We start from the raw sequence: 16,060 nt of genomic DNA on the forward strand, positions 1-16,060 counted from the left end.
CCGATTGCCGTTGGGGTCCGAGTGAGCCCATTAATTCTGTCCATGTTCCACTTCTCGGCCCGTCAATGGCCAGTTGACTGGTACTTTCCTTCTCGCTTTACGGTGTCAGCAGTTGTGTCATCTTCGTATCTATCCTTCACGAAGTCATGTCGACAGACAATCTCCGAGTTAATTCAGTACGAAGTCGCTCTATCTGCTCCACGTCAGCAGGTGTTATTAATCTATTTCCGCTTCTCAATTATCATATTAATAGTTTAGCATCAGAGTATTTTATAACAAACCTAATAAATCATTCACTATACCTATCCCCGCACGCGCCACGTTCTCCGCGGCCAGGTCGACCGACGCGTCGGTACCCTCGAAACTCTCGTGAACGTGCTCGTCGGGCGCCGGCCGGTCGTAGTTCGCGACGGCCCGCAGGCTCAGGTAGCGATCGGCGGCGTCGAAGCGCGCGAGAGCCGTCGCCGTCGCGGCGTCTTCCATCTGCGTCGTCACGTAGGGGTCGATGCCGTAGGCCGCACAGAGCGACTCGACCTCGCGAGCGACGCTCGTTCCGTGCCAGAACTCGTCGCTGGTAATGGTCGGTCCGGCGCCGGTTCGGGGGCCGTGGTCCGGTGCAGCCGGGTAGCGGTCCTGGAACGCTCGCACGCGCTCGTTCACATGGAGCTCGAGGCCGCTCGTCGCCTCGCGTGCGCGCTCGACGAGGGTGGGATCGGGTTCGTGGAGCGAGCCCTCGGGTTCGTACGCGAGCGGTTCGACGGTGACGGGGCCGTCGCCCTGGTCGTCTGCTGACTCGGCGTCCGCCACTTCGTCCGGGTCCCAGCGGTGCTTGCGATCCCAGTCGAGGACCGCGTCCGCGACGAAGACGGATCCGAGCGACGCCCGTTCCGGCGGAGCGCCTGCGATCCCCGCAGAGATGACCGTCGTCGCGTCGAGATCGAGGCCGTCCGCACACCAGAGCGCGGCCACCGTCGTCGCCGCCGGCGCCTTCCCGAGACCGGTCGTGGTGACCGCGACGCCGTCCTCGCTCAGGTAGAGCGGGCTCTCGGCGCCGGGGATCGTATAGGCCGCCCGGATGGAGAGCCGGTCGAGCCAGCGTCGGCGCTCGTCGAATGGCGGCTCGTACGTGACCGCGGGGAGGACGAGAACCGCGGGTTCCACCGCAGCGGTCGGGTCGAGCGGCCTCGGCGTCGGGAGCGAACCGGTCATACCTGCGCCAGATGCGGGCCGGCGTCGAAAACGTGGCGGTCGGAATCGCGGACCGTAACCGTGACGGACCCGCCCTGCGTGGTCGGCCCTGTGACGCGCGAATCGGCCTCGACCGACGAAACGGCCGGCTCGTCGGGTCGCGACAGCGGCGACGTCGTCCCGCCGGAGACCGATCGGCAAGACGAGGCCGATATCGGCGGCGGTCGGTCGACGGACGCATCAGAGCGGGCCGAAACTCGCACGGAACCGACGGACGAAGAAATCCTCGCGCACGCCCGCGTTCACGCGAGATCGGTCGCCGACGAGATCGACGTCGACCTCGACGCGCTCGAGTGGGCCGTCTCGGCGCGGGCGAAGCGTCGGGCGGGCGTCTGCAAGTGGGACGCCGACGATGCGGTGGCGACGATCGTCCTCTCGCGACGGGCGTACGAGACCTACGACCGGGCGTCGTTCGAGGCCGTCGTCAGGCACGAACTCATCCACGCCTGGGAGTTCCAGACGTTCGGCGAGTCGGATCACGGCGCGCGGTTTCGCGAGGTGGCAGACCGCCTGAACGTCTCGATCCACTGCGATTCGTTCACCGATCCGCGCTACCGACTACGGTGTCGCGCCGGCGACTGCGACTGGTCGCTCGATCGCCACCGCGCCTCGAAACCGATCAAGGACCCCAAACGGTACCGCTGCGGCGACTGCGGCGGCGACCTGTTCGTCGAACACGTCGCGAGCGGGCGCACCTGGACGTCCGCCGCGGGCTACGAGAGTACTCGCTCGACGCTCGGCGCCGACTGGTAGGGACGGTCCGTGTAGCCGAGCGCGTCCCGGCGCCGTCGATTCCGGCGCCAACGCTTCCTGCCGGCCGCTCCCGACGCGCGGGGCGACCCCATTCGCCGGCCTTTATCGGGATCCGCTCGAAACGGCGGGTATGGGACTACTCGATCGGTTACGGGGTGAGGAATCGGGCGTCTGCAAGTTCTACTACGACCCCGACGACGTCGTCTTCACCGTCTCGACTGACACCCACGTGATCGCCTACGCGGTCGCGATCTCCGACGCCGAGTGTCGGGCCCTCAGGGAGCTGCTCGAGGCAGACGACGCGGCCGGGGACCGCGAAGCGTCCCTCACGCAGGCGATCGGGGGCGCGCTCGACGACGAGGCGGCCGACCCGGAGCGGATCGCCGCCCGCGTGAACCGACCCAGACACGTCGCCGAGGGGCTCTGTACGCACTGGGAGTCGCTGCTCGACGACGATCCGGACGTCGTCTACCTGCCCCTCGGTGCGGTGGGCGAGCTGGCCGCCTACGTCGAGACGGTCCGCGCCCGCGACGAGCGCGAGGAGGACGCGTTCGCCCTGCCCGAGTCGTTCGAGACCGTCGCCTCGTTGCTGGTTCGGCTCAATGAAACGACGGATCGGGCTGAGAACCGGGTCGTGGTCCACCGCGATCGATTGCCGTCACCCGACGGTCACAGCACGGACGAGAGCCCGTCGAGCGAGGCGAACTCGTAGGTCGGGCGGTGGGTCGAGTCCGCCTCCTCGATCTGATCGGCCCCCGCGGGCGGCGAGAGCCAGGCCGAATCCATCCCGGCGGCGTTGGCGCCGGCGACGTCCGCGTAGACGGTGTCGCCGACGTGGATGGTCCGTTCCGGCTCCGTTCCCAGCCCCGCGAGGGCCCGTTCGAACGGGATCGGATCGGGTTTCGGCGGCACGCCGGCGTCCGGGTCGACGAAGACCGACTCGTCGAACGCGTCGGCGATCCCGAGCGTCTCGAGTTTTTGTGACTGCGTCTCCCGGCTGCCGTTCGTGATCAACCCGACCGCGTCGGCTCGGTCCCGCGCGCGCTCGATGATCGACTCGGCCCCGTCGCGGAACGCGACGGCGGCTGGGTCGGAGGCGTCGAGGTACGCCTCGGCCAGCGGCCGGGAGTGGGCGGGATCGACCCCGGCGTCGGTCGCGGCGCGTTCGAAGAGGTTCCGGTGGAACTCGAGATCGGTCGTCGCGTCGGCGACCTCCGGGACGAGCGCGGAGAGGTCGTCGTACCCGCAGAAGGGTTCGCAACCGACCCGGTCGAACGCGCTCGCGAGGACGGCCTCCGCGTCCTGCGTCGAGACGCACAGCGTCCGATCCAGGTCGAAACAGACCGCGTCGTATCGCATCGAACGTTCGTAGGCCGGTCACCGTCCTTACCGTTTCGGGAGACGCGTTACCACACCTCGTTCTGCAGGTACGGTCGCCCACCCGTTTCTACAGACGCGTTCTCACGCCCGGTTCAGCAAACCAGTTCCGCGGGGAAGATGGGGTCACCGCGCCAGCCGGGCGAGCGGGCGCGCGGGTCGGCCGGGTTTCGTCGGCCATTCCCGACCCCCGGCAACGGTCAGTCGTTCCGCCACGTTCAAGCCGGTACCGCGAGAGGGTCGAGGTATGACGAGAGCTGTCTGGGTCAAGGCCGACGACAGCGTCGGCGACTGGGACGACCGGCGCGAACGCGTGACGGCCGCCCTCGAGGCGGGGGCGGACTGGGTGCTGGTCGACGAAGCGGACGTCGAGCGCGTCCGCGAACTCGGCGAGATCAACGTCGCCGCCTTCCGCACCGACGGCGACGTCTCGCTGATCGACGACGCCGAGGCCGACGGGACGGCCGGCAGTCCCGACGTCGCGGTCGTCGGCAAGAACGGCGAAGGTGACGGCACGGTCGATCTCCCCGGGGACTTCTCGGGGTCGGCCGACCTCTCGACGCTCCGGCGGGATCGGCCCGTCCCAGCCGGGGCGTACGTCCGCATCCTGAACGAAGACTACGAGGCCTTCGCCGAGGCGGCCGCGGCCGAAGCCGAGTACACGATCGTCATCGGCGAGGACTGGACGATCATCCCGCTCGAGAACCTGATCGCGCGCATCGGCGAGGAGACCGAGCTCGTCGCGGGCGTCACGAACGCCGAGGAGGCCCGCACCGCCTTCGAGACGCTCGAACTCGGGGCCGACGCCGTCCTCCTCGACAGCGCCGACCCCGACGAGATCCGCCGGACCGTCGAAGTCAGGGACGAGACCGACCGCGAGACGCTCGACCTGGAGTGGGCGACGGTCCGGTCGATCGAGCAGATCGGCTCCGCCGATCGCGTCTGCGTCGACACGGGGAGCCTGATGGACGACGACGAGGGGATGCTCGTCGGCTCGATGTCCCGCGGGCTCGTCTTCGTCCAGGCGGAGACGGCCGACTCACCCTACGTCGCCGCTCGCCCCTTCCGCGTCAACGCGGGCGCCGTCCACGCCTACGTCCGCACGCCCGGCGGTGAGACGAAGTACCTCTCCGAGCTCTCGAGCGGCGACGCCGTCCAGGTGGTCGACCGCGACGGCGGGACCCGCGAGGCGATCGTCGGCCGGGTCAAGATCGAACAGCGCCCCATGTTCCGCGTGGCGCTCGAAACCGAGTCGGGCGACCGCGTCGAAACCCTGTTGCAGAACGCGGAGACGGTCTCGGTCGCCACGCCCGAGGGGCGCACGGCCGTCACCGACCTCGAGACCGGCGACGAGATCGCCCTCTACTACGAGGAGACCGCGCGACACTTCGGCGAGGCGGTCGAGGAACAGATCATCGAGAAGTAGCGGCGGCCGACGCGTTCGGTGCGCCCGATTGCAAGCCCCGCGATCGGTCAGACGGGCGGCTGGTCGGGCTCCTCGTCCAGTCGCGTCGTACACCAGTGACAGAACGTCAGGTCGTCGTCGAGCGGCTTTCCGCAGTGGGGACAGGAGGGCGTCGCCTCACCTGACTCCGGCTCGCCCGTGAGTTGCAGCCCCCGCATCCCCGCGTGAATCGCGGCGAACAGGGCGAGAAACGACAGGGTAAATTGCTCGAGCAGACCCGTGTTCGCCTCGATCGTCGCCGAGACCTCGGTGGAGAAGGCCCGGTACTGTGCCACGCTCGAGATCTGTGAGTCGCTCGCGAGCGCCGCGAGTTCGTCGACGGGCAGCAGCAGGGCAATAGAGAGGACGAAGAGCGTCCCGAAGAGAAACGCCTGTACCCAGTCGCGAAGGAGCGCGTGCCCACTCCCCGGAAAGACGAGCGAAAGGGCGGCGGCCGCCAGGGCGCGGATCCAGCTCATCGGCAGTGGTTGCCGTTCTCACTCGAAGGGGTTAATTCCCTCGTTCCGAACACAATCGCTCGTAAAGCCCGGCGAGTTCGGCGACCGGTAGCTGGCCGGGTGCCGTCGCGCGCTCCGCGTCGACCGGCGCGTAGCCGATCGTCGAGCCGTAGATGGGCGCGACGACGCGCGTGTGCGCCCCCAGTTGCCCCATCGCCATCGTCGCGACCGACAGGCCGCGCTCGGTCGCCCGCGCCGTCGCCGACAGGAGGGCCAGCGTGTCCGCCGGCGCGTCCGGCGTGACGGCGAGTTTCGCGACGTCGGCGTGCTCGCTCGCGCGGGCCAGCAGCCGCTCCATCGCCCGCTCGGACGGGGTCGCCTCGAAGTCGTGGACCGACGCGATGACGGCGACGCCGCGCTCGCTCGCCCGTTCGAGGAGCGAGCGGGCCGTCCCGCGCCGGATCGCCGCCAGTTCGACGTCGACGGCCGCGACGGGCTCGACCTCGATCGCGCGTTCGAGGGTGTCGAGCCGATCCGGTCCGCCCGACGCACCGCCCTCCCAGTCGGCCCGGTTGGTCGCGATGATCGGCAGCGGGCCGTCGTACGACCGGAGCGCGGTCAGGGGATCGTCGGCCAGGTCCAGCCGAAACTCGACGGCGTCGGCGTGCTCGCGAACGGCCGGCGCCGACGCGTCGGCCAGCGTGTCCGTGGCGGCCGCGAGGACGAACGATTCGAAGTTCATACGGAGATGCGAGGGTCCCGCCGGCAAAAATCGTCGGATCGGCGGTCGGTCGCCCGGCGCGACGGGGTGCGATCGGGGGAGCCGAGGGGCGAGGTCACTGCACCCGCTCAGGCCATCCCGATGGTCTCCTCGGCCTCGAGGAGTTCGTGGTAGCGGTTGCGGATCGTGACCTCGGAGATGTCGGCGACCTCGCTGACGGCGGCCTGCGTGGTCTTCTCGTTTGTGAGGAGGGCGGCGGCGTACACCGCGGCGGCCGCGAGGCCGACCGGCGACTTGCCGGAGTGGACGCCCTTCTCCTTGGCGTTCTTCAGGAGCGATCGAGCGCGGTGCTCCGACTCGTCGGAGAGATCCAGGCCCGAGGCGAAGCGCGGCACGTAGCTCTCGGGGTCGGCGGGCTGGACCTCGAGGCCGAGTTCGCGCACCACGTAGCGGTAGGTGCGGGCGATCTCGTTCTTCTCGACGCGGCTGACGTCGGCGATTTCGTCGAGCGAACGGGGGACGCCGGCCTGGCGCGCGGCGGCGTAGACGCAGGCCGTCGAGACGCCCTCGATGGATCGGCCGGGGAGCAGATCCTCTTCGAGCGCGCGGCGGTAGATGACCGACGCCGTCTCGCGGACGTTCGTCGGCAGGCCGACGGCGCTGGCCATGCGGTCGATCTCGCCGAGCGCCTGCTTCAGGTTGCGCTCCTTGGAGTCACGCGTCCGGAAGCGCTCGTTCCACTTGCGCAGGCGCTGCATCTTCTCGCGCTGGCGAGAGCCGAGCGAGTTGCCGTAGGCGTCCTTGTTGCGCCAGTCGATGTTGGTCGACAGGCCCTTGTCGTGCATCGTGTTGGTGGTCGGGGCGCCGACGCGGGACTTCTCGTTCTTCTCGCTGGCGTCGAAGGCGCGCCACTCTGGGCCGCGGTCGACGGAATCCTCGGCGACGACCAGGCCACAGTCCGAACAGACGGTCTCGCCGTGCTCGTCGTCGGCGACGAGCTGGCCGCTGCACTCGGGGCAGGTGACGTGATCGTGGGTGGATTCGTCTTCGGTCTCGGTCGTTCGTTGTTCGCTACGTCGTACTCGTGTGGACTGTGATGCGTTCGTCATGCGAGAGGTGTGGCCTGACCGGCTGAACAGGTGCGTCGCGCGGCCAGATTCGTTGCTACCTATGTTTCCAGACGCGTCTCTTAAATATTTCGGTATCGTATGGCGCTGAGGCCGGACGCCGTGAAATTCGGCGGGAGGCGAATTCTATTCCGGAAGTTTTTTATTGGAGAATGGACCGCTCGTCGATTCGACCCGACCGGGATTCGTTTCGACGGCCAGTTGCTCAACAGAATCGACGATATCGGCCACGAGGACGGCGATTACGTTTGCATAATAATATAATCATGGAGTTTTATAAATGCAATTACCGGAGAAGTTGATCACAGTAAACAAACAGAAATGGGCGTCGGTGGTGGCCGGCTGCTGAAGTGCGCACGGGCGCGAGGAGCGATCGTGCGCTCGCCAGGGACGGAACCGAGCCGACACCAGCGAAGTATTCCGCCGATGGCCCGGCCGTCCAGCGGGAGGCAGGTCGCGGGCGATGGAGCGAAGACGACCGACCGAACTCGTCGGTTACCTCCCTGTACCAACGGCGCGGCGGAGAGCGGTAATACGTCACTACGCGGTGCCAATACGAGGGTACCGTCGGGGAAAACCGCCAGACTGCGGCCGATTTACCGCACGTACCAAACCCCTCAAGGCCTTCGTCGTCCACCCATCGAGTATGAGTTCCGCGATGGCGAGCACCCTCTCGGGAAAGCAACACCGCATCCTCGAATACCTCCGCGAACGCGGTCAGACGAAGACGTACTTCAAATCTCGTCTGATCGGCGAAGAACTCGGCATGACCGCGAAGGAGGTCGGGTCGAACATCACCAGCCTGCAGGAGGGCGATTTCGACATCGACATCGAGAAGTGGGGCTACTCCTCGAGCACCACCTGGAAAGTCGAGGTCAACTGATCGACGTGCGGACCGACCGTTCGCGATCAGTCCCGGCAGGAATCGTCCGAGTCCTCGCCCGTAGCCGTCCGCTGCCCGACGCCGACGGCGTCCGATAGCGGCACCGATTCCGGCTCCGCACGTCCGCCGATGGTCAGTTCGCCGTCCGGGCCTTCGACGTACGCGTCGTCCGCGAAGCCGCCCTCGGCGTGGGGGTGGACCGGGTCGTCGAGCCGGTCGGGCGTCGAGGGCGCCGCCGCGATCGGCCCGGTTTCGAAGTCGCCGAGAGGATCGTCGATCGTGATCCCCCGCTCCTCGAAGAAGGGCGCGTACCGTTCGTAGTGAGCCTCGAGTTCGTCGGACGGGATCTCCATCATCTCCGTCCAGCCGTGATTGTAGAAGTCGAAGTTGGCCTGGAGGTGCGTGATCTCCCGCGCCTCGGCCTCGTCGTGGCCCGCCCGGAGCGCGGCCAGGTAGCTGTCCACCGTCACGTCGAAGAGGTCCTCGAGGTGTTCGCGGCGGTCCTCGGCGTGGTCCGGGTCGGCCTTCCCGAGGAATACCCGCGTGTGGAGGCGGACGAGGCCGCGACGGGCCACCGCTCGAACGCCGGGGAGTTCCAGTGCCTTGCGGGAGGCGAAGTGACGCGCGTTCTGGCGGAGCTTCATAGGTCACCGTTCGGTCGCGAGCCACATCAGGGGTTCGACCGCTCGTCCGTGTCGGAGTCCATCCGCGTAGCCGACGGCCCCGAACCCCCATCGCCGGCTATCCGCGTCGCAGTCCGGGCCATCCGCGTCGCAGTAAGTATTCCGGATCACGGCCCTACAGCGCCCGTGCGCGGACAGAAACCGCGTATCGTAGGTTCGAGCGCCGTGGGGGCTCGCTATCGGCAGATAGCAACCCACTTTAACCCGGCTTTCGAACCAGCGGTCATGAGCGAGTACGTCATTATCGGCGACGGAATCGCGGGCAGTTCCGCCGCCGAAACCCTTCGCGAGGAGGATCCCGACTCCTCGATCACCGTCATCACGGACGAAGGGGAACCACTGTACAATCGCATCCTGATCAAAGAACACGCCAAGGGAAAGCTGCCCGAAGCGCCGATCTCGATCCACGACGAGTCCTGGTACGACGAGCGGGACATCACCCTCTCGCTGAACACCCACGTCACCCGGATCGACACCGACGCGAAGACGGTGCGCACCCACGAGGGCGAGGAGATCCCCTACGACAAGCTGCTCGTCGCCTCCGGCGGGACGCCGACCCAGCTCCCGGTGCCCAACTCCGACGCCGACGGCATCTACCACTTCTGGACGTTCCAGGACGCCCGCGGTATCAAGGAGGCCGCCGAGGCGGCCGAGCGGGGCGTCGCCGTCGGGGCCGGTCTGCTGGGCATCGACTTCGCCGCGGTGATGGGCTCCCAGGACGTCGAGGGCAAGTACCTGATGCGCGGCGATCGCTGGTGGCGCTACGCGCTCTCGGGCGACGGCGCCGAGATCATCCACGACGGGCTGCGCGAGATGGGCGTCGAACCCGTCTTCGACAGCGGCGTCGATCACTTCGAGGTGGACGACGACGGCCACGTCACCGCCGCCGTCGACCCGAACGACGAGCGCTACCCCTGCGAGTTCGCCGGCGTCGCCATCGGCCTGACGTTCAACACGGAGTTCCTCCGCGGGACCGACGTCGAGCGCGACGGCGGCATCGCCGTCGACGAGTTCATGCAGACGGGGGTCGAGGACGTCTACGCCGCGGGCGACATCACCCGCTTTTTCGACACGCTCATCGGCCAAGAGGCCCAGAACGGGTCCTGGGGGTCGGCCAAGGAACAGGGTCGCGTGGCCGCCGTCAACATGGCCGCCGACGACGAAGCCGAAGGCTTCGAGTGGGTCTCCTCGTACTCGATCACGCACTTCGACTTCCCCTTCCTCTCCTTCGGCCACCCGACGGTCGGCGACGACCACGTCGAGCAGCGCTACAGCGAGACCGAGTGGCGCCGCGTCGCCCTGCAGGACGGGCGGATCGTCGGCGGCGTCCTCATCGGCGACCTCTCCCAGCAGCGGCCGCTCAAACAGCTGATGCGCGAACAGCGCGACGTCCGCGGGCAGACCGACCGGCTGCTGGACGAGCAGATCGACGTCGACGCCTTCGCACCCGCACAGGAGCAGTAGCGCCTCGCCGTAACGGGCTGCAACGCCGTGGCGTCGGCGGCCGCACGGTCCCGCGATTTCCCGCAGGCGTCGACCGAACGGTACCGGATTTATCATATAGGTACCGACTGGACGAACGTGTTATATACGTTCGTCCGTCTTACGGCGTATGGATTGGGACTCGTACCGGTTCGACCCGACGAACCTCGGATATCTCGGCTTTCTCGCCGCACTCGGCTGGTTCGTCGACTCGTTGCGGCCGCTCGCGATATTCGGGTTCTTCTTTCTGTTCTGGTTCTGGCCGCTCGGGTCGACGGTGCGGTCGATAGCCTCCCCGGCCGAGGACCCGACCGACTGGATCCAGCTCGGGGATCGGCGGTATTACGGGACGTACTTCCTCACGATGCTGCCGACGATGGTGAACCCGTACGTGGTGCTGGCCTCGCTCGGACAGATCGGCGGACAACTCGTGATCCTCGCCCGTTACTCGCTCCGGCTGCCGGGCCCCGAGGACCGAACCCAGACCGTCGACTACCGCCTCCCGTTCGACGGGACCTGGACGGTCATCAACGGGAGCGTCCGTCGCGAACACTCCCACTCGTGGTCGATGTACACCCAGCGCTACGCCTACGACTTCCTGATAACCGACGAGCAGGGGCGAACTCACCTCGGGGACGGGCGCGAGAACGAGGACTACTACTGTTTCGACGAACCGATCCGGGCACCGGCCGGCGGCGTCGTGGTCGACGTGGCGGACGGCCATCGGGACGGGCCGCGGCCGGGCGGGTCGCTCGACGTGTTCCAGCGAGACATCCGCGGAAACTACGTCACGATCGACCACGGTGACGTGTACAGCGTCCTCGCGCACCTGACCCCGGGTAGTTTCGCCGTCGACGAGGGCCAGCGCGTCGAGCGAGGCGAGCTGATCGGCCGGTGCGGGAACTCGGGGAACTCGACGGAACCCCACCTCCACTTTCACGTGCAGGATCACCCCAACTTCTACCTCGGAATGGGGCTTCCGATCGAGTTCGAGCGAGTCCGGATCGAACGGCCGACGGAGGGGACCACCACGACGGCAGAGCGGGCGTACGTCGAGGCCGGCCAGCGCGTTTCCCACGGCCGCGAGGGTCCGCGTACCGACCGGGAAACGAGGACTGCGACCCCGGAGCGATAGCGGGGCCCCACCGCCCGTATCGACACGGTTTTGCGTCGGCCGACGAACCCGTACGTATGAACGGCGGCACCGACATGACCCTCGCGTTCGAGCTGGCCGCGCTCGAGGAACTCGCCTACCCCGAGCAGGTCTTCGAGGACGCCCGCTCGTGGAGTACGTACGTGGGCGTCGTCTCCGAGGAACCGACGTACGTCGTGACGAACTTCACGCGCAAGAACCGCATTCGCCAGGACTTCTTCTCCGGCCCACGCGGCAAGAAGGAGAGCCTGGAGGCCGTCAAAGACCAGTTCGCCACCGAACGACAGGTCTTCATCGGGACGAGCGAGGCGGACGAGGCGCTCGCCGACGAAGTCGACTGGGAGTACCTCTCGATCGAGGACGCCGCCGACGCCGCGGACTGGACCGTCGCCGCGTCCGTCGAGGATGACGTTGACGAGACCGAGGCGGGCGAGAAACGCGACGACTGGCCCTGATCGACCGTCGCCGGGCGGCGATCGGCCGACGGCGCCCTTCACCGGGAGAGCCCACGTACTCCGACGCTGCCCGCGTTGGCCGGTCAGTCGTCGTTCCCCAGCGTCACCCTTACGGGACCACCAACCGAACCCATACCCGATGAGTCAGCCACGCGTCCCGGGCGACGAACCGGACGGCCTCGAGTTGCCCTGCGGCGAGACCCTGGATCCGGGCGCGGTCGACCTCGGGATGCGCGAGTACCGATGTCCCTGCGGGCAGCGCCACGCGGTCGTCCTCGACGTCCACCCGCCGACGCGCTTCTTTCCGTCGTCCTTCGTCGACGTCCTTCGCGAGACGATCGAGCCCGAGGACGACTTCGAGGCATTCGGCACGCCGCACCTGCTGGGGATCGTCCTCGAGGAGTTCCCGGACCGGGTCGCCGTCCACGACGCCGAGGGCGACGGCGGCGTCGGCTACGCGATGCTGTGGGTCACCGACTTCGACGCCCGCCGCCTCCACGAGATCGTCGTCGAACTCGTCGTCGAACTGATGGACCACGCGGTGAGTCACGCCGACGACGACGCGACGATCGCCCAGTTCGAGACACAGCTCGCCCAGTTCGACGTGGAGACGTTCGTCGAGGAGTATCGAGGGATCAGGGATTTCGATTCGCCCGGCGATCGGCGGGTGTGACCGGCGAGATTCCGCTTCGCGGCCGGCGCGAGCAACCGCGCCGCCGGACCGTCGTTCGACTCGCTCGACCGTTCTTCGGCCTGTTCCCCGGTCGCGAGCGAGCAGCCCCGAACCGGACGGCGGCACCATCCTCGCGACGCTCGGCTCGGACAGCGAGCGGCGGGCGAGATCCCGGATCGTGCGAATTTCGAAAATCTGTTACGGGTTTCGTAACGTATCGTGGGGCTTATTACGATGTACGAACTTCGAACGGACGACCAATGGCATCCGCGCACAACCGAACCGGGGACGAGCCGGACGGGCGCACGATCCTGCTCATCGGCAGCGGCCCGATCCAGATCGGGCAGGCGGCGGAGTTCGACTACTCCGGCGCCCAGGCCTGTCGGGCGCTGCAGGAGGAAGGCGCCCGCGTCGTCCTCGTCAACTCGAATCCCGCGACGATCATGACCGACCCGGAGATGGCGGACCGGGTCTACATCGAACCGATCACGACCGAGGCGATCGCCGAGATCATCCGCGAGGAAGAGCCCGACGGCGTCATCGCCGGCCTCGGCGGCCAGACCGGCCTCAACGTCACCGCCGAGCTCGCCGAGGAGGGCGTCCTCGAGAAGTACGACGTCGAGATCATGGGCACGCCGCTCGACACCATCTACGCGACCGAGGATCGCGACCTCTTCCGCCAGCGCATGGAGTCGATCGGCCAGCCCGTCCCGGCCTCGACGACGATCACGCTCGACGAGGGCGAGGACGTCGCCTCGCTCACCGAGGACGACCTCCGCGAGCGCGTCGAAGCGGCCGTCGACGCGGTCGGCGGCCTCCCGGTCATCGCGCGGACCACCTACACCCTCGGCGGCTCCGGGTCGGGCGTCGTCGAGGAGATGGACGAGTTGATCGAGCGCGTGCGCAAGGGCCTGCGCCTCTCGCGCAACGGCGAGGTGCTCATCACGGAGTCGATCGCGGGCTGGATCGAACTCGAGTACGAGGTGATGCGCGACGCCGACGACTCCTGCATCATCATCTGCAACATGGAGAACCTGGATCCGATGGGGATCCACACCGGCGAGTCCACCGTCGTCACGCCCTCCCAGGTCATCCCGGACGACGGCCACCAGGAGATGCGCACCGCGGCGCTGGACGTCATCCGCGACCTCGGGATCCAGGGCGGCTGTAACATCCAGTTCGCCTGGCACGACGACGGCACGCCCGGCGGCGAGTACCGCGTCGTGGAGGTCAACCCCCGCGTCTCGCGCTCCTCCGCGCTGGCCTCGAAGGCGACCGGCTACCCGATCGCGCGCGTCACGGCGAAGGTCGCGCTCGGAAAGCGCCTCCACGAGATCGAAAACGAGATCACGGGCCAGACGACCGCCGCCTTCGAACCCGCGATCGATTACGTCGTCACGAAGGTGCCGCGCTGGCCCATCGACAAGTTCGACGACGTCGACTTCGAGCTGACGACGGCGATGAAGTCGACCGGCGAGGCGATGGCCATCGGCCGCACCTTCGAAGAGAGCCTGCTGAAGGCGCTCAGGTCCTCGGAGTACGAACCCAGCGTCGACTGGGAGGACGTCGACGACGCGACGCTTTCGGCCGAGTACCTCGAACGGCCGTCGCCGGACCGCCCGTACGCCATGATCGAGGCCTTCGACCGCGGCTTTTCGGTCGAGGAACTGTGTGACCTGACCGGCATTCACGAGTGGTACGTCGAGCGCTTCGAGCGGATCGCCCACGCCGACGCGCTCGCCCGCGACGGGGAGTTCGCCGAGGCGGCGATCGCGGGCCGGACGAACGACGCGATCGCCGCGACCGCCGGCGCCGACGTCGAGTCGGTCGAAGCGGAGGTTCCCGGCCGATCCTACAAGCAGGTCGACACCTGCGCCGGCGAGTTCGAGGCCGAGACGCCGTACTACTACTCGGCGCGCCAGTCGGAGTTCGCGAGCGCGGCCGTTCCGGGCGCCGGCAGTGCGGGAAGCGCAGGCGACGGTACCCCGAGTGAGGACGATCGCGTCTCTCGGCTCGCCAGCGAACTCGAGATCGATCCGGACGTCGAGAGCGTGGTCGTCGTCGGCGGCGGCCCGATCCGGATCGGCCAGGGCGTGGAGTTCGACTACTGCGCGGTTCACGCCGTCCAGGCGCTGCGCGAACTGGGGATCGACGCCCACGTCGTGAACAACAACCCCGAGACGGTCTCAACGGACTACGACACCTCCGACGGCCTGTTCTTCGAGCCGATCACGGCCGAGGAGGTCGCCGACGTCGCCGAGGCGACCGGCGCCGACGGCGTGATGGTCCAGTTCGGCGGCCAGACCTCCGTCAACATCGGCGAACCGCTGGAGGACGAGCTGGCACGCCGTGACCTCGACTGTGAAATCATGGGCACCGGCGTCGAGGCGATGGACCTCGCGGAGGACCGCGACCGCTTCAACGCCCTGATGGACGAGCTGGGCATCGCCCAGCCCGACGGCGGCTCCGCGACCTCCCTCGAGGAGGCGCTCGAACTCGCCCACGAGATCGGCTACCCGGTGCTCGTCCGGCCCTCCTACGTCCTCGGCGGCCGCGCGATGGAGATCGTCTACGACGACGCCGAACTCGAGGAGTACATCGAGGAGGCCGTCCGCGTCAGCCCGGACAAGCCGATCCTCGTCGACGAGTTCCTCGAGGACGCCGTCGAGCTGGACGTCGACGCCGTCGCGGACGGCGAGGACGTCCTCATCGGCGGCATCATGGAACACGTCGAGAGCGCGGGCGTCCACTCCGGCGATTCGGCGTGTATGATCCCGCCGCGCTCGCTCGGGCGCGACGTCAACCGCCGCGTCCGCGAGGTCGCAGAGGAGATCGCGCGCGGGCTGGACACCGTCGGGCTGCTCAACGTCCAGCTGGCCGTCAAGGACGAAGACGTGTACGTCCTCGAGGCGAACCCGCGCTCATCGCGCACGGTGCCGTTCATCTCGAAGGCGACCGGCGTCCCGATCGCGAAGATCGCCGCGCAGGTGATGGCCGGCAACTCGCTCGCGGAACTCGACGTCACCGAGCAGGTACCCGAACAGACCTCGATCAAGGAGGTCGTCCTGCCGTTCGACCGCCTGCCGGGCTCCGACCCGCGCCTCGGCCCCGAGATGAAGTCGACGGGCGAGGTCATGGGGACCGCCGACACGTTCGGCAAGGCCTACGAGAAGGCCCAGTCGGCCGCCGGAAACGAGATCCCCGAGTCGGGGACGATGGTCCTCGACCTGGCCGACGGCGCCTTCCCCGACCCCGACAGCGAGGCCGGCGAAGCCCTGGTCGAGGGCTTTACCGAGTACTACGAGTTCTCGGACGCGGTCGACCTGATCGAGGCGACCAAGCGCGGCGAGATCGACCTGATCGTCTCCGGCAAACGCGACCTGCTGAGCACCGCCGTCGAGGAGGAGGTACCGTACTTCTCGACCGAAGAAGCCGCCTCGGCCGCGCTCGAAGCCCGCGAACTGAGGGACGAACCGATCGACGTCGCGGCCATCGGCGACCGTCCGCAGCGCGACGAGTACTGGGGCCAGCCGAAAGGCGAGTGAGGGCAATCGACTAGTTCTAAGCACTTCGCAGCCACTCGCGTTCCCTTTCGATCCGTTT

Annotated in this window: 15 protein-coding genes; 9 read left to right on the forward strand and 6 right to left on the reverse strand. The window is 67.8% G+C overall.

Annotated features, from left to right (window positions below):
• Positions 1–270 precede the first annotated feature (270 nt).
• Complete coding sequence (locus MXA07_RS15080; protein ID WP_247729418.1) at positions 271–1,209, reverse strand: purine nucleoside permease; 939 nt, start codon at positions 1,207–1,209, stop codon at positions 271–273.
• Between the two features lie 261 nt (positions 1,210–1,470).
• Between MXA07_RS15080 and MXA07_RS15085 the strand changes: the two genes are divergently transcribed.
• Entirely contained in the window at positions 1,471–2,001 is a 531-nt protein-coding gene (locus tag MXA07_RS15085; protein ID WP_247731766.1) for a SprT-like domain-containing protein, read from the forward strand.
• Between the two features lie 130 nt (positions 2,002–2,131).
• Entirely contained in the window at positions 2,132–2,713 is a 582-nt protein-coding gene (locus MXA07_RS15090) for a hypothetical protein (protein WP_247729419.1), read from the forward strand.
• Here MXA07_RS15090 and MXA07_RS15095 read toward each other — a convergent pair.
• On the reverse strand, positions 2,671–3,360 hold the full coding sequence (locus MXA07_RS15095; protein ID WP_247729420.1) for an HAD family hydrolase: 690 nt from the start codon (positions 3,358–3,360) through the stop codon (positions 2,671–2,673). The genes MXA07_RS15090 and MXA07_RS15095 overlap by 43 nt on opposite strands.
• A 265-nt stretch (positions 3,361–3,625) precedes the next feature.
• On the opposite strand from MXA07_RS15095, the gene MXA07_RS15100 reads away from it, so the two are divergent.
• A complete protein-coding gene (locus MXA07_RS15100; protein ID WP_247729421.1) occupies positions 3,626–4,804 on the forward strand; it encodes a 3-dehydroquinate synthase II in 1,179 nt (392 codons plus the stop codon).
• A 47-nt stretch (positions 4,805–4,851) separates the two neighbouring features.
• On the opposite strand, the gene MXA07_RS15105 is transcribed toward MXA07_RS15100, so the two are convergent.
• From MXA07_RS15105 to MXA07_RS15115, 3 genes are all read right to left on the reverse strand, one after another.
• Complete coding sequence (locus MXA07_RS15105) at positions 4,852–5,301, reverse strand: zinc ribbon domain-containing protein (RefSeq protein ID WP_247729422.1); 450 nt, start codon at positions 5,299–5,301, stop codon at positions 4,852–4,854.
• 31 nt (positions 5,302–5,332) lie between these two features.
• Positions 5,333–6,022, reverse strand: coding sequence for a type I 3-dehydroquinate dehydratase (locus MXA07_RS15110; RefSeq protein ID WP_247729423.1), 690 nt, complete (start codon positions 6,020–6,022; stop codon positions 5,333–5,335).
• Positions 6,023–6,129: 107 nt separating this feature from the next.
• Positions 6,130–7,110, reverse strand: a complete 981-nt coding sequence (locus MXA07_RS15115) for a transcription initiation factor IIB (protein ID WP_247729424.1) — start codon at positions 7,108–7,110, stop codon at positions 6,130–6,132.
• A 664-nt stretch (positions 7,111–7,774) separates the two neighbouring features.
• Here MXA07_RS15115 and MXA07_RS15120 point away from each other — a divergent pair.
• Positions 7,775–8,011 (forward strand): DUF7123 family protein, encoded by a 237-nt coding sequence (locus MXA07_RS15120; RefSeq protein ID WP_247729425.1) that lies wholly within the window; start codon positions 7,775–7,777, stop codon positions 8,009–8,011.
• A 26-nt stretch (positions 8,012–8,037) separates the two neighbouring features.
• On the opposite strand, the gene MXA07_RS15125 is transcribed toward MXA07_RS15120, so the two are convergent.
• Complete coding sequence (locus tag MXA07_RS15125; RefSeq protein ID WP_247729426.1) at positions 8,038–8,655, reverse strand: DUF6149 family protein; 618 nt, start codon at positions 8,653–8,655, stop codon at positions 8,038–8,040.
• A 264-nt stretch (positions 8,656–8,919) separates the two neighbouring features.
• Between MXA07_RS15125 and MXA07_RS15130 the strand changes: the two genes are divergently transcribed.
• From MXA07_RS15130 to carB, 5 genes are all read left to right on the forward strand, one after another.
• Positions 8,920–10,158 carry an NAD(P)/FAD-dependent oxidoreductase gene (locus MXA07_RS15130; RefSeq protein ID WP_247729427.1) on the forward strand — a complete coding sequence of 413 codons (1,239 nt, stop codon included), beginning with the start codon at positions 8,920–8,922 and terminating at the stop codon, positions 10,156–10,158.
• 148 nt (positions 10,159–10,306) lie between these two features.
• The gene (locus tag MXA07_RS15135; RefSeq protein ID WP_247729428.1) at positions 10,307–11,311 is read left to right on the forward strand and encodes a M23 family metallopeptidase; all 1,005 of its coding nucleotides are present in this window, start codon (positions 10,307–10,309) and stop codon (positions 11,309–11,311) included.
• A 56-nt stretch (positions 11,312–11,367) separates the two neighbouring features.
• Positions 11,368–11,784 carry a DUF7124 domain-containing protein gene (locus tag MXA07_RS15140; protein WP_247729429.1) on the forward strand — a complete coding sequence of 139 codons (417 nt, stop codon included), beginning with the start codon at positions 11,368–11,370 and terminating at the stop codon, positions 11,782–11,784.
• 139 nt (positions 11,785–11,923) lie between these two features.
• On the forward strand, positions 11,924–12,457 hold the full coding sequence (locus MXA07_RS15145; protein ID WP_247729430.1) for a DUF5815 family protein: 534 nt from the start codon (positions 11,924–11,926) through the stop codon (positions 12,455–12,457).
• Positions 12,458–12,717: 260 nt separating this feature from the next.
• Positions 12,718–16,002, forward strand: coding sequence for a carbamoyl-phosphate synthase large subunit (gene carB / locus MXA07_RS15150; RefSeq protein ID WP_247729431.1), 3,285 nt, complete (start codon positions 12,718–12,720; stop codon positions 16,000–16,002).
• The last annotated feature ends 58 nt before the right edge of the window (positions 16,003–16,060 follow it).

Source organism: Halovivax limisalsi (genome assembly GCF_023093535.1).
Taxonomy (GTDB): domain Archaea; phylum Halobacteriota; class Halobacteria; order Halobacteriales; family Natrialbaceae; genus Halovivax; species Halovivax limisalsi.

What these genes read in the sequence shown, in the direction of transcription:
- MXA07_RS15080 (WP_247729418.1), bottom strand. Translation starts at nt 1,209, where the DNA reads ATGACCGGTTCGCTCCCGACGCCGAGGCCGCTCGACCCGACCGCTGCG.
- MXA07_RS15090 (WP_247729419.1), top strand. Translation starts at nt 2,132, where the DNA reads ATGGGACTACTCGATCGGTTACGGGGTGAGGAATCGGGCGTCTGCAAG.
- MXA07_RS15095 (WP_247729420.1), bottom strand. Translation starts at nt 3,360, where the DNA reads ATGCGATACGACGCGGTCTGTTTCGACCTGGATCGGACGCTGTGCGTC.
- MXA07_RS15100 (WP_247729421.1), top strand. Translation starts at nt 3,626, where the DNA reads ATGACGAGAGCTGTCTGGGTCAAGGCCGACGACAGCGTCGGCGACTGG.
- MXA07_RS15105 (WP_247729422.1), bottom strand. Translation starts at nt 5,301, where the DNA reads ATGAGCTGGATCCGCGCCCTGGCGGCCGCCGCCCTTTCGCTCGTCTTT.
- MXA07_RS15110 (WP_247729423.1), bottom strand. Translation starts at nt 6,022, where the DNA reads ATGAACTTCGAATCGTTCGTCCTCGCGGCCGCCACGGACACGCTGGCC.
- MXA07_RS15115 (WP_247729424.1), bottom strand. Translation starts at nt 7,110, where the DNA reads ATGACGAACGCATCACAGTCCACACGAGTACGACGTAGCGAACAACGA.
- MXA07_RS15120 (WP_247729425.1), top strand. Translation starts at nt 7,775, where the DNA reads ATGAGTTCCGCGATGGCGAGCACCCTCTCGGGAAAGCAACACCGCATC.
- MXA07_RS15125 (WP_247729426.1), bottom strand. Translation starts at nt 8,655, where the DNA reads ATGAAGCTCCGCCAGAACGCGCGTCACTTCGCCTCCCGCAAGGCACTG.
- MXA07_RS15130 (WP_247729427.1), top strand. Translation starts at nt 8,920, where the DNA reads ATGAGCGAGTACGTCATTATCGGCGACGGAATCGCGGGCAGTTCCGCC.
- MXA07_RS15135 (WP_247729428.1), top strand. Translation starts at nt 10,307, where the DNA reads ATGGATTGGGACTCGTACCGGTTCGACCCGACGAACCTCGGATATCTC.
- MXA07_RS15140 (WP_247729429.1), top strand. Translation starts at nt 11,368, where the DNA reads ATGAACGGCGGCACCGACATGACCCTCGCGTTCGAGCTGGCCGCGCTC.
- MXA07_RS15145 (WP_247729430.1), top strand. Translation starts at nt 11,924, where the DNA reads ATGAGTCAGCCACGCGTCCCGGGCGACGAACCGGACGGCCTCGAGTTG.
- carB (WP_247729431.1), top strand. Translation starts at nt 12,718, where the DNA reads ATGGCATCCGCGCACAACCGAACCGGGGACGAGCCGGACGGGCGCACG.